This is a genomic window from Granulicella cerasi, from assembly GCF_025685575.1.
GTDB lineage: Bacteria > Acidobacteriota > Terriglobia > Terriglobales > Acidobacteriaceae > Granulicella > Granulicella cerasi.
Genome location: NZ_JAGSYD010000003.1, coordinates 519285 through 542192 on the forward strand (window position 1 = coordinate 519285; position 22908 = coordinate 542192).

The 22908-nt window shown below is 59.3% G+C and carries 18 protein-coding genes; 9 read left to right on the forward strand and 9 right to left on the reverse strand.

The annotated features are described in order from the left end of the window. The first annotated feature begins 102 nt into the window (after positions 1-102). From OHL11_RS11715 to OHL11_RS11725, 3 genes are all read left to right on the forward strand, one after another. Positions 103-744 carry an SRPBCC family protein gene (locus OHL11_RS11715; protein WP_263371687.1) on the forward strand — a complete coding sequence of 214 codons (642 nt, stop codon included), beginning with the start codon at positions 103-105 and terminating at the stop codon, positions 742-744. A gap of 34 nt (positions 745-778) precedes the next feature. Continuing rightward, positions 779-1957, forward strand: a complete 1179-nt coding sequence (locus OHL11_RS11720) for a zinc-dependent alcohol dehydrogenase (protein WP_263371688.1) — start codon at positions 779-781, stop codon at positions 1955-1957. A gap of 138 nt (positions 1958-2095) precedes the next feature. After that, positions 2096-2239, forward strand: coding sequence for a DUF3309 family protein (locus tag OHL11_RS11725; RefSeq protein WP_263371689.1), 144 nt, complete (start codon positions 2096-2098; stop codon positions 2237-2239). 221 nt (positions 2240-2460) lie between these two features. Here OHL11_RS11725 and OHL11_RS11730 read toward each other — a convergent pair whose 3' ends face one another. The 5 genes from OHL11_RS11730 to OHL11_RS11750 form a co-directional block, all read right to left on the reverse strand. Then, on the reverse strand, positions 2461-4068 hold the full coding sequence (locus tag OHL11_RS11730; protein ID WP_263371690.1) for a PAS domain-containing sensor histidine kinase: 1608 nt from the start codon (positions 4066-4068) through the stop codon (positions 2461-2463). A gap of 15 nt (positions 4069-4083) precedes the next feature. Further along, complete coding sequence (locus tag OHL11_RS11735) at positions 4084-5676, reverse strand: ATPase domain-containing protein (protein WP_263371691.1); 1593 nt, start codon at positions 5674-5676, stop codon at positions 4084-4086. 213 nt (positions 5677-5889) lie between these two features. After that, complete coding sequence (locus tag OHL11_RS11740; protein ID WP_263371692.1) at positions 5890-6612, reverse strand: DUF554 domain-containing protein; 723 nt, start codon at positions 6610-6612, stop codon at positions 5890-5892. Continuing rightward, a complete protein-coding gene (locus OHL11_RS11745) occupies positions 6609-7226 on the reverse strand; it encodes a UbiX family flavin prenyltransferase (RefSeq protein WP_263371693.1) in 618 nt (205 codons plus the stop codon). Before OHL11_RS11745 ends, OHL11_RS11740 begins: the two co-directional genes overlap by 4 nt. 10 nt (positions 7227-7236) lie before the next feature. After that, entirely contained in the window at positions 7237-8736 is a 1500-nt protein-coding gene (locus tag OHL11_RS11750; RefSeq protein WP_263371694.1) for a UbiD family decarboxylase, read from the reverse strand. 294 nt (positions 8737-9030) lie between these two features. Here OHL11_RS11750 and OHL11_RS11755 point away from each other — a divergent pair, with 294 nt between their 5' ends. Beyond that, positions 9031-9858: a SphA family protein gene (locus tag OHL11_RS11755; protein ID WP_263371695.1), complete on the forward strand. Its 828-nt coding sequence runs from the start codon at positions 9031-9033 to the stop codon at positions 9856-9858. 15 nt (positions 9859-9873) lie between these two features. On the opposite strand, the gene OHL11_RS11760 is transcribed toward OHL11_RS11755, so the two are convergent. Together OHL11_RS11760 and OHL11_RS11765 are read right to left on the reverse strand one after the other, a co-directional pair. Further along, positions 9874-10761 (reverse strand): LysR family transcriptional regulator, encoded by an 888-nt coding sequence (locus OHL11_RS11760; RefSeq protein ID WP_263371696.1) that lies wholly within the window; start codon positions 10759-10761, stop codon positions 9874-9876. Positions 10762-10822: 61 nt separating this feature from the next. Further along, positions 10823-13339: a hypothetical protein gene (locus tag OHL11_RS11765; RefSeq protein WP_263371697.1), complete on the reverse strand. Its 2517-nt coding sequence runs from the start codon at positions 13337-13339 to the stop codon at positions 10823-10825. Between the two features lie 260 nt (positions 13340-13599). On the opposite strand from OHL11_RS11765, the gene OHL11_RS11770 reads away from it, so the two are divergent. After that, a complete protein-coding gene (locus tag OHL11_RS11770) occupies positions 13600-14091 on the forward strand; it encodes a cupin domain-containing protein (protein ID WP_263371698.1) in 492 nt (163 codons plus the stop codon). An 86-nt stretch (positions 14092-14177) separates the two neighbouring features. On the opposite strand, the gene OHL11_RS11775 is transcribed toward OHL11_RS11770, so the two are convergent. Continuing rightward, complete coding sequence (locus OHL11_RS11775) at positions 14178-17051, reverse strand: beta strand repeat-containing protein (RefSeq protein ID WP_263371699.1); 2874 nt, start codon at positions 17049-17051, stop codon at positions 14178-14180. 112 nt (positions 17052-17163) lie between these two features. After that, positions 17164-18177 (reverse strand): LacI family DNA-binding transcriptional regulator, encoded by a 1014-nt coding sequence (locus OHL11_RS11780; protein ID WP_263371700.1) that lies wholly within the window; start codon positions 18175-18177, stop codon positions 17164-17166. A gap of 110 nt (positions 18178-18287) precedes the next feature. Here OHL11_RS11780 and OHL11_RS11785 point away from each other — a divergent pair, with 110 nt between their 5' ends. The 4 genes from OHL11_RS11785 to OHL11_RS11800 are packed head-to-tail and all read left to right on the forward strand — an operon-like array spanning position 18288 to position 22862. After that, the gene (locus tag OHL11_RS11785; RefSeq protein WP_263371701.1) at positions 18288-19832 is read left to right on the forward strand and encodes a sodium:solute symporter family protein; all 1545 of its coding nucleotides are present in this window, start codon (positions 18288-18290) and stop codon (positions 19830-19832) included. Then, positions 19829-20590: a glucosamine-6-phosphate deaminase gene (locus tag OHL11_RS11790; RefSeq protein WP_263371702.1), complete on the forward strand. Its 762-nt coding sequence runs from the start codon at positions 19829-19831 to the stop codon at positions 20588-20590. The genes OHL11_RS11785 and OHL11_RS11790 overlap by 4 nt, the downstream gene beginning before the upstream one ends. Positions 20591-20604: 14 nt before the next feature. After that, on the forward strand, positions 20605-21738 hold the full coding sequence (locus tag OHL11_RS11795; RefSeq protein WP_263371703.1) for an N-acetylglucosamine-6-phosphate deacetylase: 1134 nt from the start codon (positions 20605-20607) through the stop codon (positions 21736-21738). Next, positions 21735-22862, forward strand: a complete 1128-nt coding sequence (locus OHL11_RS11800) for a glycoside hydrolase family 18 protein (RefSeq protein WP_263371704.1) — start codon at positions 21735-21737, stop codon at positions 22860-22862. Before OHL11_RS11795 ends, OHL11_RS11800 begins: the two co-directional genes overlap by 4 nt. Positions 22863-22908: the final 46 nt, after the last annotated feature.

A 22908-nucleotide genomic window follows, 5' to 3' on the forward strand; every position in this document is an offset into this window, starting at 1 on the left:
CACTTGACATGATGAACAGTGATCCCATCTTTCCCTTGCAATTTCCGAGAAAACTCGCATCACAGTACGTTAGCGGTGATCCGTACAGAAGAAGGGACAACTATGTCAGCTCTAAACGAAAAGCCAAACGCGGAGACGCTTCCGGCATCCTCCGGCGGAGCCATCCTGCAGGATGGGCACTACCTCGCGCCACCAGAAGATGCAGATGGCAAGGTTTGGGTTCGCACCACGGCTCTTGTGCAAGGCACACCTCAGGACCTGTATGCGCTTTGGCGACAGGTCGAGAAAGCGCCGCTATGGCAGGAGCATGTAGAGGAAGTTGTCGTCACCGGGGTCAACACTTCGACGTGGACGATGAAGTACGGAGAGAAGGTACATACCTCGAACTCACAGATTCTCGCAGACGAACCCGGGAAGCGCATTGCATGGAGTTCAGTGGACACCGACCCTCATGAGGCAGGTGAAGTGATCTTCGAGCCTGCTACAGGCGATCGAGGCACGTTCGTCATCCTACTTATGGAGTTTCGCCGTGGCAAACTCGCTGCCGCGTGGGAGTCACTTCTAGGACGCAGCCCGAAGCAACGGGTCATCGAAGACCTACGCCACTTCAAGGCCTTCGCTGAGACCGGTGAGATTCCTCATTCGCAGACTGCGCCGCACGGAGACCGAGGTCTCATTGGCGGGATGAAGCGCTCGCTCTATGGCGAAAATGTTCCCACGCCGGCAGGCGCCGTAGCCCGTTAGTTCCACTCAAGAACCGAAGACATCAGGAGTCACTATGAAAGCCGTTTGCTGGATGGGCACACACAAGATCGAAACACAGACTGTTCCCGATCCTGAACTCGTAAACCCGCACGACGCGATCATCAAGATCACGAAGACCGCTATCTGCGGATCCGATCTTCATCTCTACGATGGCTTCATTCCGACGATGGAGTCTGGCGACATCATGGGTCATGAGTTCATGGGCATCGTCGAAGAAGTAGGCAAAGACGTCACGAACTTGAAGCGAGGCGATCGGGTCGTCGTTCCCTTCACCATTGCTTGTGGCAATTGTCTGTTCTGCAAGAAGAAGCTTTGGGCAGCGTGCGATAACACCAATCCCAATGCCCATCTTATGGAAGCAGCCTACGGCTACTCTGGTTCCGGACTCTTCGGCTACTCCCACATGATGGGTGGATATGCAGGTGGTCAAGCACAGTACGCACGAGTTCCGTTTGCCAATGTCGGTCCTCTCAAGATCGAGTCGGACCTCCCGGATGAGAAGGTGCTGTTTCTCTCCGACATCTTTCCGACTGGATACCAGGCAGCGGAGAACGCGCAAATCCTGCCGGGAGATACCGTCGCTGTATGGGGCTGCGGCCCCGTGGGCCAGTTCGCTATCGCATCCGCATTCATGCTGGGTGCCGGCCGCGTGATCGCGATTGATCGCTTGCCCGAACGCCTTGCGCTCGCTCGTTCTCTCGGTGCAGTCACGGTGGATTACTCCGAAAATGACACCGATGTACTCACAGCACTCAAGGATCTCACCGGTGGCATCGGCCCCGACAGCTGCATAGACGCTGTCGGGCTTGAAGGCCACTCCACGGAGTTGCAGGGCGTCTACGACAAGATCAAGACAGCAGTCATGCTCGAGACCGATCGCCCTGTTGTCTTGCGTCAAGCGATTCAAGCCATTCGTAAGGGCGGGACTGTCTCTGTGCCTGGAGTTTATGGCGGCCTGCTTGATAAAGTGCCGTTCGGCGCAGCCTTCGGTAAAGGCATCACGATGAAGATGGGGCAGACCAACATGCATAGCTACATGAAGCCACTTCTGGAACGCATTGAGCAGAATCAGATCGATCCGAGCTACATCATCTCCCACCGAATCACTCTCGATCAGGCTCCCGACATGTATAAGGTCTGGCGCGACAAGAAAGAGAACGTTACGAAGATCGTGATCGATCCCTGGGCATGAGTCTCGCGGCCATAAACGAGACAGTGGACTCGGAGTTCATTCTCGTGCTCTCAAACGAGCGTCGTCTGGCCGCAAAGTACGAAGCCGACTTTCAAACGCAGTATCAACTTATGCAGTTCAACCTATAGGAGGTTTGAAATGATCATTCTGCTCATTGTCTTGATTCTGGTATTTGGCTTCGGCGGATATCGCATGGGTCCCGGACTGGGATACTACGGCGGCGGTGGCCTCAGCCTCATTCTGACGATCGTTCTGATCTTGCTTCTGCTGAAGGTGGTTTAAGAGCTGAAGCTCTCACTGTATGACGGCAAGTCAGCCGGACGAGACTCTTGCGATCACCGTTATCCCTCGCGACCCCGGAGAATACCCCGGGGTTCTTGCGTTGGCTCGAAGTCCCGCTCGCAGTGCTGGAGACTCCTTCGGCTGCCTCCGATTCAAATTCTGATGGGTAGAGTGTTCTTTCTATCGCCTGGCCATTCAGCAGGATGGGAACGCCCCGTGCATCATCGCGCTTCTTCGTTCGATCTACTGAACCGGTCCGTGAGATTCTGAGAATTCTGCGGCAGAACGAGGCTGAACGTTGTCCCGCAATACTTCCCGCCCGTTGAGGAGCGAACCTGCAACCTAGCATGATGCTTCTCAACGATTCCTCGCGAGATCCAAAGGCCAAGACCGGTTCCGTTGATCCCCTTGGTCGTGAAGAACGCATCAAAGATCTTCTCTAGTGTCTCCTTGCTCATGCCATGCCCGGTGTCCGAGATGGTGATTCGGACCGCAGCTTCCCCGGTACGCCAGAGATGGGTATCACTGGTGCGGATGGTGAGCATCCCTCCAGTGCGCATCGCGTCGATCGAGTTGCCGATGAGGTTGTTGAGTACCTGACGCATTTCGCTGTCGTACACAAATACCGTTGATCGAGCGCGGTCGCACTCGATCAACTGGATGTTCGCGTTCGTCAGCCGACCATGATAAAGAGCTAACGTCGACTCAAGAAGCTCCCTCGCGGTGAGGTGCCGCGGGAGGGTAGATTGGCGATGGAACCGGAGGGTCTGGCTCGTGATCTGCGAGACGCGGGCAAGCTCGTGTTCAGCGGTCTTGAGGTACTCGCGTGCTTCCGGCGGCAATTCCTGGCCAGCCATCAGATACAAAAGATTCGTCACCGATTCAAGTGGATTATTGATCTCATGCGAAATCGAAGCGGCAAGACGCCCGACCGCAGCAAGCTTTTCGCTGTTGATGAGCGCGGCTTCGGCTTGTTTTTGAGATGTCAGATCGAGCAGGAATACGGCGATCTCATCTCGCATTCCCTCGGCTGCGGGGATCACGGTTGCACTGAGCAGTAGCGGAACGATACTGCCGTCTTTAGCTCGATAGGCCTTCTGGTAGGGACGAGCAACACCCGCCGTCTGGAGTTGCTCAAGGGCATCGCGATCCGCCTCGGCGAATTCCGGAGGAGTCAAAGCGTCCCAACGAAACGCTCCGTTGGCGACGTCTGTCGCGGTGTATCCGAGAAGGTTAAGGAGAGCCGGATTTGCGTAGCTGATGCTTCCGTCAAAATCGCCAATGTTAACTCCAACGCTAGACAGCTCAATGAGACGTCGGAAGCGATCCTCGCTTCTGCGTAGATCAGCGAGGATCGATCTCAGTGCCTCCTGCTCGCTGCGAAGTTCCTCTACCGCAGCATCACGAGCCTGCAGAGCGTCCCGGACCTGATATTGACGCTGGCGCGCACGAATGGCAGCTTTCACGCTCGACAGCAGAGTCGCCGTACGAATAGGCCGCTCCAGCAGCACGGGAACACCAAGAGGCAGGCGCTCCTCCATAAACCGGCGACTTTGATGAGTCTCTCTGCCTCCTCCCGTCAAGATGAGAATGGGGAGATCAGACCAGGCTGGCTGCTCACGGATCAGTGCCCCCAGTCTTTCGATAGCCGTTGCTGAGAGCGCTTCTTCTGCGAGCAGTAGCGGGCCGATATCGTGAGCGGAAGACTCTCGAAGGATCGTCTCAACCGTGTGCGATGGTTCCGCTTCAATTCCGCTTTCATGCAGCAACGAAGCGATCAGATCTGCGTCGCGTCCGGTGGGTGCAATGATGCGAACGACAAGACTCATACATGGGCCCGCTTCCTAATATGCATGAGCAGCATCGTCGCCAAGCAACTCTGGCACGCCGGTAAGAACGCCTCGGAAGTTCGTGAGCGGCTCTCCAATGCGAACGCCGTCACCTCCAAAGCTAAGCTCACGGATGGTGTGTTCATGTTCTCCGATGCGCTGCTTCAACACAGAGATCGCCTGCCTGATTTCGCCCCGTACCTCGAAGTAGCGGAGGATGATCACCGTATCTGCCAGATACGACACATCGACATCGGCGGTCATACTTCCGACTAATCCACGCTGCGTGAGAATCAGGAAGGTAATGATTCCCTTCTGATTCAAGTAAGCAAGCAGCTCATGGAGAGACAAATTGATGTCACGCTCTCCTGGCATGGCATTGACGAACCCGTTCAGGCTATCGATGACCACGACTCGCGTGTCCCTATCGTTCACATCAGAGCGGATTTGCCAAATGAACTCTCCTGGAGACAGTTCAGCAGGATCAATCTGCGAGATCGCGAGGGTACCTTTTTCGATCTGTTCATTGACCCGCATTCCCAGCGCTTCCGCACGCATGCAGGCCGTGCGCTTGATCTCGTCGAAGGAATAAACGATAGCCCGCTCACCCCGCGATGCAGCAGCATAGGCGTACTGCATCGCAAGAGTCGACTTGCCGGATCCAGTGGGACCCACCAACAACGTCGTAGAGCCGCGGCTAATGCCACCGCCGAACATCGTGTCCAGCGCCTCAACTCCGCTCTTTACGCGGTTCTCGTCAAAGATGTCGTCGTGCTCTGCGGCAATAAGGCGGGGATAAATCCGTAAGCCGCCTCGAATGATGGTGTAGTCGTGAACGCCCTCTCGAAACGCAGCACCGCGCAGTTTGACGATCTCGATATTGCGGCGATTGACGCCGTAGCTCCGTTGCAACTTTTCAAGACGGAGCACACCGTGAGCAATACTCTGCAACTGCTTGTCGGCACCATCCGCAGTGCGATCGTCCAATAGCAGGACCGTGGCGTCGCGGCCGGCGAAGAATTGCTTCAACGCCAGCAACTGACGCCGATAACGCATCGTGTCGGATGCAAGAAGACGGAGCTCAGAGAGCGAGTCGATGACAACTCGCGCTGGCTTCTTCTCTTCAATCAGATCTGTCAGCTTCTTGATCGTGGTGGCCAGCTCAACTTCGCTGGGATGAAAGACCGTGTACTGGGCCTCGGGGCTCAGGCTCGCCTCGGCAGGGACGAACTCAGCGAGAGGAAGCTTGGCAGTGTCCCACCCATGAGACCTCGCAGAAGCATAGAGCTCCGCCTCTGTCTCAGACAAAGTCACGTAGAGACACTTCTCTCCCCGCTCAAAGCCCGCGATGATGAACTGCATGGCGAGCGTTGTCTTGCCGGTACCAGGATCCCCTTCAACGAGATACATCTGCCGGGAGGGCAGGCCACCGCCGAGGATGTCGTCTAAACCCGCGATACCAGTTGCTATTCGAGGAAACGTTTGTTGATCGTTCATTTCTTCTCGCCCCGGAACCTCATCCTTCAATGTTTCTAGCGTCACGCTCTCATGGTACGCGAGCGGCTTGTCCATGAAAACACAGGGCGCAGCATCCTTTTTGCGGTGCAAGATCGTTGTCCTGCCACTACACTCCAGTTCCTCGGGGAAGAGCCGCCCATCTCGCGGGGAGCCCCATTCGCGATATTCGCGCGGTCAAAGCTAATGGTGTTTTGAGCGAAGCACAGCCGTGACGATTGCGGGATGCAAGCATCTGATCGGAGCGAAGACGCGGAAATCGACGATGGCGCCGGAACGATGATCAGCCCGCCGCCATGCGTCCTGCTAGATATGGAAGATGCGGGTCCACAGTGCTGAAAGCGGCATGGCGAGCAGTAGCGCGGGCAGCATGTTCGCTACAGCAAAGTCGCGAATCTTGCAGATCCGAAGGCCCGTCGCGAACATGATGAGGCCTCCTACGGCGGAGAAGTCAGCGATGAGCATCGGGTTCGTCAGCGGCAGGATGACCGTGGCGCCGAAGAAGAGCGCTACCTGCACCAGCAACTGCGGAACAGCGATGATCGCCACGGCGTAGCCAAGCTCCGTCGCGAAGATCGCCGCGGTGAAAAAGTCGAGCAGCGACTTCGCGATGAGGATACTTGAGTCGCCAGTCATGCCTTCTTTCATCGCGCCGAAGATCCCGGTGCCGCTGGCGCAAAACAGTACAAGGACCGCCACGAAGGTCTGCAGATATTCCTTGTTCGACTCGCCTTCGTCCGCGGAACTTGGCAGAACGCGATCGACAAGACGGCGCATGTGTCGGCTAAGCGCGCCGATACCCTTCTCAAGAAAGATGAGCTCGCCGATCAGCGCACCGAGGATCAACGAGAGCACCATGGCCGCGAGATGCTTCACGCCCACGGTGAGCGCGATACCAAGCCCCATAGAACAGAGTCCGAAAGCCATGGGGAGCGCCGTGCGCAGGCGCTCAGGAACGCGCTTGCCTAACGCTGCTCCGACGAGACCGCCAAGCAGAACAGACGAGCTGTCGATCCACGGGCCTTTCATGCGATCTCCTGCATCTGCTGGCGAGCTGCATTCGTCAACGGCTTCGTGAGATCGCCCATGCCCGACCAACGCGGAAGCTGCAAAGGCGCTTCGATCTCAAACAGATCGAAGACACGCATGACGGTGTAGTCGATCATTTCTTCGATACTTTGCGGACGGCTGTAGAGCGCAGGCACAGGCGGATAGATGACCGCGCCCATCTGCGTTGCAGTCAGCATGTTTTGGATGTGCCCTTGGTTGAGCGGCGCTTCACGCGTCAGCAGCACAAGACGCCGACGTTCTTTCAGCGTCACATCCGCAGCGCGTGTAAGCAGGTTGTACGGCGCCGCCAGCGCGACCGCTGCGAGGCAACGCATCGAGCACGGCATCACCATCATGCCAGCGGTTCGAAACGAACCGCTGGAGATGGAGGCACCGAGGTTCTCCTGATGATGCACATGGGTCGCGAGTGCTTCGACCTCTGGAATCGTCATGCCGACTTCGTGAATCGTCATCTTCGCACCTGTCGAAAGGACCAGGTGCGTTTCGATGTCGAGCTCACGCAGTAGAGCAAGCGCGCGGATGCCGTAGGCGATTCCAGTGGCTCCGGAGATGCCAACGATGATGGGTTTCATGACGGTCCTCCTAAAGCTCGAGCGGTGTGGTTGGCTCTACAAGGAACTTCTTGAGGTCGACATCAACGAACTGTGCACGCGTGAAGGCCTCCTTCATCTTCCACGGAGCCGTGCAATCGAAGATCGTCTTGCAGCTGTTGCCGTGCTTACTGATCGTGCGGCTGTACTCGGGATCCTGCGACGGATCAAGCGGGTGGCAGATTACGTCCGGAATGAAGATCGTGTCGATGTCACCCTGATACCGCGTCTGCATCGCCCAGAGCACGTCGTTCGTGTTGAAGATATCGACATCGTCGTCCACGAGGATGACGTTCTTCAGCTCGGAATACGCGGCGAATGCGGTCAGTGCAGCTTGACGCTGACGGCCTTCGTCGCCTGCGGTGAGCTTCTTGAACTGCAGGATCGCGAGGAACTTGCCGCCGCCTGCGGTATGCGCATATACATTCTGCAAGCGCCCCGGCATCGCCTGCTCCACAAGGCGATAGATGCTCGCTTCCGTCGGTGGTCCTGCCAGATTCACATGCTCTTCGCCAGGACCGACGATGGTTTGCAGAATAGGCTTCTCGCGATGTGTGATCGCCGTGACTTTGATCAAAGGCAGCGACGGGTTCGCAGGGCCGTTGTATCCCGGGAACTCCGGCATCGCGTGGCCGGTCTTGCTGTTCTGATCTTCCACAACGCGGACGTTCGGCAGCAGTTCGCCTTCGATCACAACCTCGGCGTTGGCGATCGCATACTCATTCTGCGTGACGCACTTCACCAACTCCACAGGACGCTGACGGATCGAACCAGCAATCGAAAGCTCATCGAAGCCGAGCGGTGTGGTCGGCGCTTCAAAGCAGGCGCCGATGTACACGGCCGGATCGAGGCCGATCGAAACGGAGATCGGAAGCGACTTGCCCTGCGCCTCTGCCTTCTGACGAAACGCATCGATATGACGGCCGGGTGCGAAGAAGATGCTGATTTCGTCCTTGCCCTGAATGCACATGCGATGAATCGTGACGTCATGCTTGCCGGTCTCTGGGTCCGTCGCGCGAACGAGTCCCATCGTGAAGAACGGACCTGCATCATCCGGCGTGTTCGTCGGTGCAGGCACCAGCTTGCGAACATCAATGTCCTTCGTCACGACTACTTGCTGGCATAGCGCAGGGCCATCGATCTTGATGGGAGGGATCGGATTGTCAACCGCCTGACGAAAGCGATCACCAAGCTTTTCCTTCGGCGTATCCAACAGCAGCGCGACGCGTTCGCGGCTCGCCATGACACCCGTAACAACACGGAAGTCGTCGAAGCCCTTCACCTTTTCAAACAGCATCGCGGGACCAATGGTGGTGGGCGGCAGCACCGGCGTTCCCGCCCCGACGTGGCGATAGACGCCTGCTAGCTCAGCGTTCGGATCGACCGGCTCCGCCGAGCGACGTAGCTGCCCCGGATGCTGCGAAAGAAAACGAAGTGCGGCGCGCAAATCATAACCGTGGTCGAGCGTAGTGTCCTTCTGTGATGACGACATCGAATATCTCCTCCACTCGAGTAGACGTCAAAACGGTCATGCGCGATCAGAGCACTTTTCGATGGTTACGATGCATTGCAGTTATTGCAATCCTTTCGAAAACCGGCGATGCTTGTGCGCAATCACATACATGCGATCTTCGAATGGCCGAGTATGCATCGCTTCTGCGGGCACGGAATCGGATCAGGTGTGTCAGTCTTTTCAAAACGCGCCCGTCTCTCAGCTCTCCTGCTCTGCCTTCCCTTCACCGCTGCCACATTCAAAGCGCAATCGCTGCAGGATGCAGCGCCAAAGATGCCGACCGTGAACCTCGGACTCACCTCGTTCCTTGATGGCATTGCGCAGCCAGGATGGCTCGTAGAGCAGTACGGACAAGCGGTCCACGATGATCGGACGATTGCGGCGGACGGTAGCAAGATAGCGAACGCGCCTGGCACCAATAGCGGATCCGGACTCTCGCACGTGGTCTATCTCGCTCCGCGAAAGGTGCTTGGTGCCTGGTATGGCGCGGAGTATCTGATACCGGAGGCCTACGTGAATGCAGGCGCTGCCGGTACTCGCGGCGGGGTAGGCGACATGACCGTGGGCCCAATGCTGCAGTGGCCAGAAAAGCATCTCTTCGGGATGCCGTTACATCAACGCGTGCTCGCGGACTTCGAAGTTCCGACAGGAACGTACACCGCACAGAACAGCGCGATCAATATCGGCGCGAACACATGGACGGTGCACCCTTACTACGCTTTCACGCTTCTGCCCACGAAGCGTTTGGAGACGAGCTGGAGAATCTCCTATCTCTGGAACTCAACGAACCAGGATCCCGCCGCGCCCAGCAATGTGCAATCAACGCAGGCAGGACAAGCACTTCACTTCAACGCGACGGTAGGGTGGAAGCTGTTTGAGCATGTCTACGTCGGCGCCAACGGCTACATGTTCCATCAACTCACCAACTCGCAGGTAAACCACATCGCACAGCCCGGCACGGAGGTGCTTGCGGCGATCGGACCCGGTTTCACCGTTCAACACGGAAGCTGGTTTTATTACGTAAATGCTTATCGCGAGTTCGGCGCAGTCGATACCTCCGAGGGAAACAAAATCGCCGTCCGCATCGCCAAGGCCTTCTGATCACACGTGGTGTGATTACGCTCGCAGTTGCTTCGCGAGTTCGATCACATTCGCCACAATCGCCTGTTTAAGATCTTTGCGGTATGCCAAATAGAGCGGAAGTTTATCTTCAACTCCCTTCAATCGAAGAAACACGACACCTCGTGGCTTAGCGTTCACGAAGTTTGATGGAAGCAAAGCGCAGCCCGCGCCACTAGCCACCAGAGAGGCAGCCGTCTGCAATGTTCGCACCTGCTGCGGAGATTCTGGCGCGAATCCAAATCGCTTACAGATCCCGAGCGCAATCTCGTGGAAGTCTTCATGTGGCAGCTTCTCTGGCAGGATGAAACGCTCCCTGGCAAGCGTCTTCAGACTGACGGCGTCCTCCGCAGCCAACGCGTGATTCGATGGCAACGCGAGCACCACGGTGTTCGTTTCGACCGTGATGCTTTCGATTGCCGGGTGCTTCAGGTCCGCGTGGACAAAACATAGGTCGAGCTCATCTCGCAGTAACGCGTTTGACTGCTCATTGGAATTCATCTCGCAGAGCTGCAACTCGATGCCGGGAAACTTCTTCGCAAGCTGCTGTATGAGCCGAGGAAGCAACGTCAACGCGGCCGTACTGATGAAGCCGACGCGCACATTGCCCACCACTCCAGACGCACGGTCCTGCAGTCTTTCCTGACCGTCGATGAGCGCTTTGAGCGCAGCTCGAGCGCTCGGCAAGAAGAGCTTGCCTTCTTCCGAAAGCGCGACACCGTGACTGTTGCGCCGGAACAGCATCACCCCTAGCTGATCCTCCAGCTGCTTGATCTGCTGGCTCAGGGCCGGTTGAGCAAGATATAGACGAGCTGCAGCGCGACCGAAGTGAAGCTCCTCGGCGAGAATGATGAACGAGCGAATATGACGCAACTCAAAAGACATGGCAATAAGTATTGTGCATCATGTGCCGCCTCACTTTGTCCGATCACAACTTGCCACTTTGCTAATGAATGTTCGCAGCAGGCACCGCAGATATTGGCGTGGCAAGTTTCACAAGGGCTACGGCTCCCGGATCGTCACGGAGCTTCAAGTAAAGAGTCACGCCGTCCGCCGGTGTGGGTACGGCGAACTCACCTTGTGCGAAGCCCGTCGGGATCTCGACTGACTTAGCGAAATTTTTCTCGGAACCAAAGGACTGCACGAGAAAAAGATTCTTCCCTTCCATCTCGCATGTCGGCGCATCTGCGGTCGTGCACTTAATCGCGCTGATCTGAGGTGTTCTCACCAGGATGCCGAGGCGTGTCCACTCACCTGTGGTTCCATCGGCTGCGACAGCCCGCATGGCGAGCGGACCGAAGGCGGATTGTCCAAACGACTTCAGCGGGTTCAGCGTAACCACCGCCGTGTGGTCATCCTGCAGGACGAGGCTGCTGTCAGCGAGTGAGAGCGTGATTTTTGCAGCTTCATTCGCTGTCGCAATCTCTATCTTCTGGCTATGGGCGAAGACCTCTTTCGTGGTGACGACGAAGGTCAGCGTTCCGTTCAACGGAATTTCATCCTTGCCGGACAGCACCACCGGCAGCGTTCCACTCTCCGGTGCTGAAGACGCGTGCATGGAGGCCAGGGTCAGACCCGGACGCGCCGCAGCTACAGTGACCTTCACTGGGAGCACACGTCCGTCCTTCAACTTTGCTTTGGCCTCGTCGCCATCCTTCGGAGTGACAGCGGCCTTCGCCGACAGATGTACAGTAGCATCGTCGCTTCCCGGGGAAGAAGTAAACGTCTGGCCATCCAGTTCCACCGAGACAACGCCGCCAAGGCCCTTTCCTGTGAGAACCGCGGTCTGATCACCTGCATGTACCGTGAGTGCGTCCAGCTTGATGTCCGTGCTGTATACAGTCACTGGAACGCTCTGACGATCATCACCAAACTGCTTGATCGCGAGCGAATAGCCTCCCGGCTTCACGCTCTTCAGCGAGACGTCGAGAGCAAGAGTATCCTTCTTCGGTTTGCCATCATCCTTCGCGGGCACATACTTCACATCGATGTCTTTAGCGTCTTTAGCGCCCTGCGCGGGACTCAGGGCGATGTGTTCCACGCAGGCGGTTCCGCTTCCCGTGAGGTTGAATTTCCTGTCCTGGCCAGCCATCAGTTGCGCGTCACCGACGATCTTCCAGTCCTTGCCATCGACCTGCTGCAGAGTTACTGCGGGACCTTCGAAGTGGTCGAACCCCCAGAACCCTTCAACAGTGCCGGTCACTGTCATATCTGTCGGGGAAGCGGCCTTGCCCTGCGGCTTGATCGCATCATTGGCCTTGGTCATCGTATCGTCGAGCAGCTTGCGTTTCTGTTCGGGAGCCAGCACCAGCCCGCCCTGCTCGGCATCAGCCTCGAGCGGCATGTCCACCGCGCCGCCGATCCGGTTGAGGTGCAGCACCATGTCGTGCGCAAGAGAGGTCGAGAACACCAGAGGCGCGCCCTTGATCTGGATGGCCATCTTCGGGTTCTTCAGGCAGGACACCTCGTCCTGGTTCATCAGCTTCAGAGGCGGCAGACTGGCTGCTTGAACAGCCGGCAACGCAATCACAATCACTGACTTCGGATTAAGAAACGAAGGTGGCGCATTCAGCTTGAGGTTGAGGGTCGAGCCTTCGGGTAACGCCAACGCTGGAATGTACTGATACTGCGCGGTCCTCATCGTGCTCACGATGTGGACGACGTCTACGATGGCGCCCACATACGCGGAGTAAAGCCCTAGCCCTGCCTGCGGAGTGTAAGAAGCGTTGGCGGCGAGATCCTGTGCGGTGGGTGACGAGATCGCTTCCGAGACCGTCATCTCGTGCCCATCATTCAGGAGGACCGGAACACTACCCTGAGTGAGGCATGTCACCTGCTGTGCTACAGGCTGCTTGAAGCAGTCCGGATTAGGCTTGAGTCCTAGGGTCTGCGCCAACTTGCCGGAACGGTCAGCGATGACCTTCGAGTCGGTCGAGTCGACCTTCTTCATCGCCGCAAGATAGTGCTGGATTCGCTGCTGCTCGAATGAAGCCTCATTGAGCCCGGCAGCCGCGCGAATGAAGAGCCCCGGTCTGCCGCGTACAGCTCCGCGCAACGTCTTGAAGTCTCCACCGGTCTCTGGTGCAATGAACATCAGCACCTGCTCCGCGCCCTGCGGAACGGTGATGGTCGTGCCTTCGACCGTTTTCTTATTCCACGTATCAATCTCGTGAAACCAGTCCTCGGGCGGTTCGTTCGTAGTGCCGCGTAAAAAAGCAACAATGAGTAACAGATGATTGGACTGCGTCGACGGCAGATCGGCCTTGACGTGAAGCTGGTCTCCCGCGAGAAGATTCGGCACAAGCGAGATGGGCAGCGTGACCTTGCCTCGCTGCACCTGTACGTCGACCTTGGGGCCAGCCAGGTCGAACTTCACTGGATCGTCGGCCCACGCACGCGCACCCGTTGCGAAGATTCCTGTCAGTCCCACCATCAAGCAAGCTACGCCGCATGCACGATTCATGATCATCCTTCCGAGTGCTATCTCCTCGGTACGATGCTCATGGTTTTCATGCCGTTGTGCGTCGGGGCTACTCAGATAGCGATGCTCCACACTCGGCGGCTTCTACAAACTCGCTAAAGGCAGTTAGCCTTGTATTCCTGAAGCCGGTTCGACGCTGACTGATTCGACCACCAGACTTCACCATAGCTCACTTCGTCGCATCCGCTTCAGCCACCGAAGCCGGTGGTCCAGCACGCTCCACCATCTGCGATCATCGAGAGATGAACGCAGACGAGTTGATCGAAAAGCTGTCGTTGGAGCGCCATCCTGAAGGCGGGTGGTATCGGCAAACCTACAGGGCAGCCGAGAACGTACAAACCGCAGGCGGGGCGCGAGCCGCATCGACAGCAATCTACTTCCTTCTTCGCGAAAACGAAATCTCGGCGCTGCACCGCATCGCCTCCGATGAAGTGTGGCACTTCCATCTGGGCTCACCGCTGCAGGTTGAAGCGATTACGCCGGAAGGTCAGCTTGAGTCTTTTCTACTCGGCAGCGACCTGGCTGCGGGGGAAGCCTTGCAGGCGTGGGTTCCGGCCGGACGCTGGTTCGGTGCATCCTTACCGCGAGGCGGATGGTCGCTGGTTGGATGTACGGTCGCGCCAGGCTTTGATTTTGCAGACTTCGAGATGGGGCGCCGTGACCAGTTGCTGTCGGAGTTCCCTGCATGCACCGAGCTCATTCTGAAGCTCACCCACCCAGCGCCAATCGCGTGAAGCGAGAGACACAGTGAGCGTTCCACGAAAGCGAAAAGCCCCTGCCTTCCGGTCTTCCGGAATGCGGGGCTTCTTGCAGCGCTACGCTACTGCGCGTTCAGTTCGCGGACGACCGGCGTCGCTTGCGTGCTGTCCAACCACAGAGCGTGTCCAGCAGCCGTCAGGTAAAGCACCGCAGGGTTGCCACCCGTCAATACGACGCGGCCCGTCGAAGCCGTCGCTGCTGTGGATGAGGTGCTCACGTCCGGGGTTGTAGCCGAAGCGCTCACCTGATCGAGCAACGCGGTCACAGCCGCTCCGCTCACGGTGACAAGGCCAGACTCCGGCACAACGGTCGCCGTGATCGGGCCGCGTGTCGACAGCGCGTACGTTCCACTCAAAGCCACCGTTGCGTTCGAGACCTGAGCTTCGAGCGTTCCCTGTCCGCCGGAGGTTGCGTAGTCAAGGTAGTAGCCCGCATTCGCCGATGCGAAGTAGAACACGTAGTTAGTGCCGCTGCAGTCGATGCATCCGGAGAGTCCCGATGCGGCAAGCTTCACGTTCGCTCGACCGTTCGTGGCCACCGTGTAGGTTCCCACTACCGCTCCCTGCGAGAAGGCCCCGTTGGCGCTGCGGTCCTGCGATCCAGTAATACCGCCCGCGCCATCGAAGCTCAACAGCCCGATCTGCACATCCGGGAAGTAGGCCTGGGCACTGCTAACGCCGAGTTTCGACTCGCTGAAGACGCTCGTCCCGAGCAACGATGCGGTGGCGAAGCTGCCGTTTGCAATCGTCTGCATCGTGGTGTCGCCTACCAGCAGAGCTTGTCCGCCGCTTGCGGCCGCATCGGTTGAGAGCAACATCCACTGCGAGGCCGAAACGACATAGACCGCGAAGTGCGTTGTGCCGGACGCGCTCACCAATGTGAGCGTGCCGCGACCGTTCGTGTTCAGCGTGAACGCTCCCGAAGTGCTGACGACCGGGGTCGAACTCGCCGCGGTTACCCACTCCGAGCTGCTCACCGCTCCGGTGGAGGCAAGCTGCAACTCGCCCACCAAGCCTGCCTTTGTCAGCGCTGTCGCCGTGCTGCCAGCGGACCATCCTGCAAGCCCCAGCGCATAGCCATTCGCGTTCGCTGCGAGCGTGAAGTTTGCCGTCGTCTGCCTGGCGAAGCGGCCGGTCAAGCGCGCTCCAGTGGCGTCGATCTCAACAAGGCTCCCCGCAGAAGCCACACTGTTTGAAAGCCCGCTCGTGGCAAGCGCGAAGGAGATGCTGCCAGCGGCGCTCGTCAACGTAATCTGGCCGCGACCATCAGCGCCCACGGCATACGTCGACGCTATGAGCGCGGCGTTTGTCGTCGCCGCCGAAAGCGCCGTTCCGTTCGTGTCCATCACGCCGGTGGTGACGTGTCCGTTACCGTCCACGGTAAAGCTGCCGACCTTCGCCAACGGCACACCGTTCACGTCAAAGCCCGACAGCTCGAACGCATATTGCCCGTTGAGCTCGCTGTTCGCCGCCGAGCCTCGCGAGGCGTTGATCGTGAAGGTCATCGCCTGCGTGCCGGTAGCGCCTTGCGTGTCCGTCGCCTGCACGATCACGTTCGCAAAAGGACTACCGGTGTTGGTTGTCGGCGTTCCGCTGATCACGCCCGTGGCGGAGTTGATGCTGAGCCCCGCAGGCAACGCGCTGCCCGAGGAAGCCACCGCAAACGTATAAGGCGATGTGCCGCCGATCGCCGTCACCTGAAAGCGGAACGGGAACCCGACTTCGCCCGTCGCCGTCGCTGCCGAGGTGATCTGCGTGCTCACCACAGAAAACGTGAGTGACTGCGTAGCCGAGGTCTGCGTACCCACCTTTACGGCCACGCCGATCGTGTAGTTGCTCACACTGGTCGGCGTGCCAGAGAGCACACCGCTGCTGCTCAGCGTCATGGTGGAAGGCAGCGAACCCGAAACGATAGACCAGGTTGGCGTCCCGCTGCCGCCGCTGTACGTCAACTGCTGACTGTAGGCCACGTTCACATGGGCCGACGGCAGTGAAGTCGTCGTGATCACCACCGGCGCAACCACTGTGATCGTGAACGAGACGCTCGCGGAGGTCTGCGCACCGACGGTCACTGCGGTCGAGAACGTGTATGTGCCCGTTGTCGTGGGTGTGCCCGAAAGCAGACCCGAGGCGCTCAGGCTGATACCCGGCGGAAGCGATCCGGTCGCAGCCCACGTCGCCGTGCCCGTGCCGCCGCCCGTGTATGCGAGCTGCTGGCTATACGCTGTGCCGGTGATGCCCGAAGGCAACGTTGCGGGGGTGACCACCGGCGGCTGCGCATTCACCGTGAGTGTCAGGGTCTGCACCGCGGTCACAGGCGTCGGTGCCGAGTCGGTAAGCGCGAGCGTGAAGGTCGCACTGCCCGCCGTCGTCGGAGTGCCCGTGATCGCCCCCGTGGCGGCGTTCAGTGACAGACCCGCAGGAAGTGTGCCACTGGAGATGGACCACGTCAGCGTCCCCGTGCCGCCTGTCGACGCGGGCGTAACGTTGTATGCCGTGCCCACCACGCCGGTCGCGAGGGTAGTCGTCGTAATCACCGGCGCCGCCGTCACCGTAATCGTCACCGAGTAAGCCTGCGACGGCGCGGCGATCGAGGTCGCGGTGACCGTCGCGCTTGTAGCCGTCGTCGGGGCCGTGTACGGAACAGTAATCGTCTTCGTCTGACCGGAGATCGATGTGGTCTGTGTGCCCAGCGTGCCGCCGCCGGCCACGGTGAACGTCACACCGCCGGGGGTCTTATCGTTCGTCACCTTCGCCGTGATGGTTCCGGTCTGCCCCGTGTCCATAGACAGCGTGGACGAGCTAAGGAAGAGCGCAACGAGCGAAGCGCTTCCTGTTCCACCATCGCTGCACGAAGCCATCCCCAATGCAGCCAGCATCGCAAGACAGGGGAAGATCACACGGAAGATGCTTCGGGAACGACGAGCGACCAACATAAACGCCTCCAGCCGAGGAAACCACGGCGACCGAACAAAATCTTGCAACCGATTGCATGAATCTGCGGCTAATGTAGCGCGTCCATCCCACTGCTCGCAACTGAAATCCGATTCAGGCCTTGCGAGAGGACCGCGCCGGGGCGGCACCCGTGGTCGCGCGGACAGCCAAGCGCGACTCCAGCACGCAGCGAACGTCGGCGCTTTCTGCGCCCTGCATGGCCTTCATCAACAGATCGAACGCGATCTGCCCGGCCGCATCGCAGCGCGCGGAAATACTGGTCAGCGCCGGAAACGTCGAAGCGCCGAGCACGTCATCGCATCCGATCACGCTGAACTCTCGCGGCACCGAAACGCCATGTTCCAGCAAACCAGCCAGCAGACCATGCGCCACAAGATCGTCGAAAGTGATCGCCGCCGTTGCCCCCGTACCACGCACTTCTGCCACGACCTGACGACCCGCTTCGAAGCTGGCACGTCGCGCTCCGATCGCCACGCTCTCCATGCCAGCTTTGCGAACAGCACGCTTCAAGGCGCGGCGGCGCTCCTGGTCCGACCACGAGTTTGAGGGGCCGCTTACATACACGATGCGACGATGTCCGAGCTGCGCCAGATGCTCCACCGCCGCGTGAATGCCTGCAGCCGCGTCGATGAGCACCCGCGGGATGCCGCGCGTGTCGCGGTTCACCAGCACCAGCGGACGCCGCTCGGCGAGTTCGCTGATCTGTTCGTCCTGCATACGCGACGATGCCAGAATGAAGCCTTCCACCTGCAGAGCTAATCGTTGCGTCAGCGTGTGCTCGCGGTCCGCGTCTTCGTCGGAGTCGCCGAGGAAGACGCTGTAACCCGCAGCGTCCGCACCCGCCTGCGCGGCACGAATCAGTGGAGGAAAGAAGGGGTTCGCAACATCCGGCACGACGATGGCGATATTTGTGTGGCGGCCAGTGCTGAGTGCACGCGCCGTCTGGTTCGGCTGATAACCCAATTCCTTCGCCGCGCGCAGTACGCGCTTGACGGTCTCTTCTCCAATCAATTCAGGGCGACCAAAAGCGCGCGAAACGGTTGCACGAGAAACCTGTGCGAGTTTCGCTACGTCGCTGATGGTGGGGAGTCTTTTTTCGCGGGCCACAGAGAGAGTCTAGCCGAGCGTATGCGATTGCAGTGCAAAGATTTCAGCAACACCTCTTCCTTTGTGCAATCGGTTGCATGTATATTCCATGGCAGGAGCCCGCCACACCAATGAAGACTGCTGACTGGGTCGTTCTCTGCGGATACTTCGCCCTCATGCTTGGCATGGGGCTATGGGCGCGCACCAAGGTCAAGTCTGCGGCGGACTTCTTCACCGCTGGTGGCGCGTTGCCGTGGTGGCTTTCAGGCATCTCGCACCATATGTCGGGCTATAGCTCGGCAGTGTTCGTAGGCTTCGCCGCGATCGCCTACACCAGCGGCCTCAGCCTCTATATCTGGTGGGCGTGCTCCATCGCTATCGCTCTGGCGCTCGGCTCCACGGTCTTCCCAGGTCGCTGGTCGCGCATGCGCCAACGCTTCGGCATCATCTCCCCGTTGGAGTACCTCGCAACGCGTTACAACCTGCCTGCACAACAACTGCTCGCCTGGAGCGGTGCAATCCTCAAGATCTTCGACGTCGGTGCAAAGTGGACTTCAGCAGCAATCCTGTTGCAGGTCTTTGCGGGCGTGCCAACGCTCTATGGCGTACTGCTGACCGGCACGGTGACCCTGGTCTATTCGGTGATCGGCGGCCTGTGGGCCGATGCCCTGACGGACATGAGCCAGTTCGTGATTCAGCTCATCGCAGGCTTCGCCATGCTCATTGCCGTGCTGGCAAAGCTCGGTGGCGTCTCGGCGTTGTGGACCGTCTGGCAGAAGCTGCCCGCCGATCATCATCACCTCTTCACCGGCCAGTACACCGTAGTCTTCGCCAGCGTATATCTGCTGGTGAACATGCTCTCGTACAACGGCGGCACCTGGAACCTGGCACAGCGCTTCATTGCTGCCCCCGATGCACAGTCTGCGAAGCGCGCGGCGCGACTCTCGGCCGCTCTGTATCTCGTGTGGCCGCTGGTGCTGCTCTTCCCGATGTGGGCCGCGCCGTTACTGCTGCCCCATCTGAAGAACCCCTCCGACTCCTACGGCATGTTGGCGCGGATGCTGCTGCCACAGGGCCTCGTTGGTCTGGTACTCGCAGGACTCTTCGCACACACGATGGCGATGACCTCCTCTGACGCAAATGCCATCTCCGCCGTAGTGGTGCGTGACATCCTGCCCGCTCTGCGCAAAGATCGCGAGCGTCCCGGCGACGCCGTGCAACTGCGCGCAGGGCGAATCTGCACGCTGCTCTTCCTGGCGACGAGCATGTGCATCGCGCTGGGCGCGGACCACTTTGGCGGCGTCATTGGCCTGCTGATCCTTTGGTACGCTGCGCTCGTCGGTCCCATCGCAATCCCCATGATGCTTGGCATGATCGGCTGGTTCCGTCGCTCGGGCGCTGCCGCGGCCATCGCATCCTGGTGTGCTGGCGTGGTGTGCTTCGCCCTCATCAAGTTCGTCTTCGCCGAAAAGATCAATCGCCTGCCCGGTGATTTGACCACCACCATCACGGTTGCAGGTCCTGTGCTTTCTGCGCTCTTCGTCTTCATCGGCGTGGGCATCGTGTGGCCCACGAAGAACCCGCACGTGCAACCGCTGCTTCAAATTCTGACGCACGACGAGGAAGACCCTACGTCGTCCATTTCACTCGAGACAGCAAGGAAGAAAATCGCATGATCGCCAACGCAGAGGAGCAGACCATCATCCCTTTCATCGCTCCCAACCGTGACGCACTTGGAGTAGCCGCCGCGCAGGATGTCGCTACTGAACTTCGCCATCTCCTGCAAAAGCAAGCCACAGTGCGCGTGGTCTTTGCCGCTGCGCCCAGCCAGTCCTCCATGCTTGCAGCGCTTTGCGCAGCTCCCGATATTGAATGGACGCGCGTCGTCGCGTTCCACATGGACGAGTACATTGGCCTGCCCGAGGCTGCGCCCCAGCGCTTCGGCAACTTCCTGCGCCGCCACATCTTTGATCTGCTCCCCTTCGCAGCCGTGAATTTACTCGACACCACCGGTGATCCTGAAGTCGCCGCGACAAAGTACGCAGCGCTGTTGCATGAAGCTCCTATCGACATCGTTCTCTGCGGCATCGGAACGAACGGCCACCTGGCGTTCAATGATCCGCCCGCCGACTTCAACGATGCGAAGTCGGTAAAGGTCGTCGAGCTCGACCTCGCTTGCCGCCAGCAGCAGGTGGACGATGAATGCTTCGACGCGCTGGCTGAAGTACCGCACCAGGCGTTGACGCTCACCGTACCGCGACTGATGAAGAGCGGAGCCATGTTCTGCAGCGTACCCGGCGCGTTCAAGCGCGAGGCCGTGCAGCAAGCGCTCGAAGGCCCGCTTACCGAGACGTGCCCTGCCTCGATTCTTCGCCAGCATCCGCGCTGCAAGGTATATCTGGATGAAGAATCGGCGAGCCTGCTGAGCCGCTGAGAAGGAGTGACTCGATGACGACTCTTCGCGGACGCGATCCACACACAGGAAAAGCTGTTGCCGTGCAGCTCTGCGAAGGTCGCATCGTCAGCATCGAACCAAGCGCTACAGACGAAGAGTGCTGGCTGAGCGCGGGACTCGTCGACCTGCAGGTGAACGGGTACGCCGGCTTCGATCTCAACGCGGAAGATCTCACGCTCGATACCATGCATCAGCTCACGCTTGCGTTGTTGCGCACCGGTGTGACGAGCTACCTCGCGACACTGATCACGCAGTCCGAGAAGCGCCTGATCGCGGCGCTCGCAACCATCGCCAAAGCGCGCGAGGCGTTCCCGCTTGTGAAGCACGCGCTGGTGGGCGTGCATATGGAGGGTCCCCATCTCTCGCCTGAAGATGGCGCGCGTGGCGCACATCCTCTCGAGCACGTGCGTACGCCTTCGATCGATGAGTTCGATCGCTGGCAGGCCGCTAGCGACAACATCATCCGGCTCGTCACGGTCTCTCCTCACTGGCTTGAAGCGCCTGACTATATTCGCGCGTTGCGCGACCGCGACGTGCTGGTCTCGCTTGGCCATACGCACGCAGACAGCGAGCAAGTACGCGCGTCGATCGACGCAGGAGCACAGCTTTCAACGCATCTCGGCAACGGTGTTGCATCGACGCTTCCTCGCCACCCGAACCTTCTGTGGACGCAGCTCGCGGACGATCGCCTTACCGCGATGCTCATCGCCGACGGCCATCACCTTCCCGATGACACGCTCCGCGTCTTCCTGCGAGCCAAAGGCCTGGAGCGGGTCGTGCTCGTCTCCGACACCGTGGCGTTGGGAGGATGCAAGCCCGGTCGATACCAGCAACCTGTCGGCGGTGACGTCGAGCTGCTGGCCAACGGACGTCTTCAGCTGAGCGGCACACCTTATCTCGCAGGAGCTGCACTGCCGTTGAAGGACGGCGTTGCTCACCTGGTGCAACGACTGAACATGCCTCTCGCCGATGCCTTGGCGCTCGCATCTACGCGCCCGGCGGCGTTGCTGCGTCGTCACGCATCGCTCGAAGTCGGTGCTCCAGCAGATCTGATTCGCTTCAAGCTCGACGCAGAGAATGGTTTTCAAGTCGAGAGCACTTACGTTTCCGGAGAGCTGATCGCATGAACTTCCGCAACACCGTGGCCGCGCTGGCCGTTAGCTCCTGCGTCACCGCAGCGACCGCTCAGTGCATCGACCACCCGCTCGTCATCGGCTATGTGCGTGGCCCGAACCACACGATGCAGCCGGGCGAAGTGAATCCGCACAAGATGAACCGTGCGCACTACGCGTTCCTCTACACCAAGGACGGCGGCGTTGTCGTCTCGAGTATCGACGAGCAGAACCTGAAGTATCTCGTCAGCTTGAAGAACGAAGTAACGAGCTTTACCGTGCTCGCCTCTGTCGGTGGAGGAGCGCACTCCGGCGACTTCTCTGACATCGCTCTCACCGAAGAGTCGCGCGCGAAGTTCAACGCAAGCTGCATCGCAGCGATCGAAAAGTATGGCCTTGACGGCATTGATGTGGACTGGGAGTATCCGCAGGCACCGCGCGCCGACAAGCGCTATCGCCCTGCGGATAAACAGAACTACACGCTGCTGCTACGCGATCTGCGTAAGGCGCTCGACGACGCATCGGCCAAGCTGCATCGGCCGCTGTACCTGTCCAGCGCCACCAACGGCAAGCAGTTTTTCCTGCGCAGCACGAACATGGGTGAGGCCGCTAAGTATCTCGACACCGTGGCGCTGATGGGCTACGACATCTTCGGACCAAGCAGCAGAACGACGGGCCATCATTCCGCGCTCTATACAAACCCCGCGTCCCCGGCGCCGGTTTCGGACGATCAGTTCGTGAAGGACTACGTCGCTGCGGGCGTGCCTGCTGCAAAGATCGTGCTCGGTGTGCCGTTCTACGGCTACATGTGGAGCGAAGTGGATGGCACGGCGAATGGTCTCTTCCAACCGACGGATCCGAGTAAGGCGAAGGATGTCCCCTACCGCACCATCGTCTCCACATATGCGAAGAGCGGATCGGGTTTCACGCGCTACTGGGACGACAAAGCGGCCATGCCCTTCCTCTACAACTCCAGCACAGGACAATGGATCAGCTACGACGATCCCGAGTCACTCGCGAAGAAAGCGAGCTTCATCTGTGAGCACAAGCTCGGCGGCATGATGTTCTGGGAACTCAGCGGCGACTCCAACGACACCTTACTCGACAGCATCGACAAGGGTCTCGGCATCCGTCGATAGGCACAAGAAAGCGGGCGGCCTAGATATGGCCGCCCGCTTTCTCATG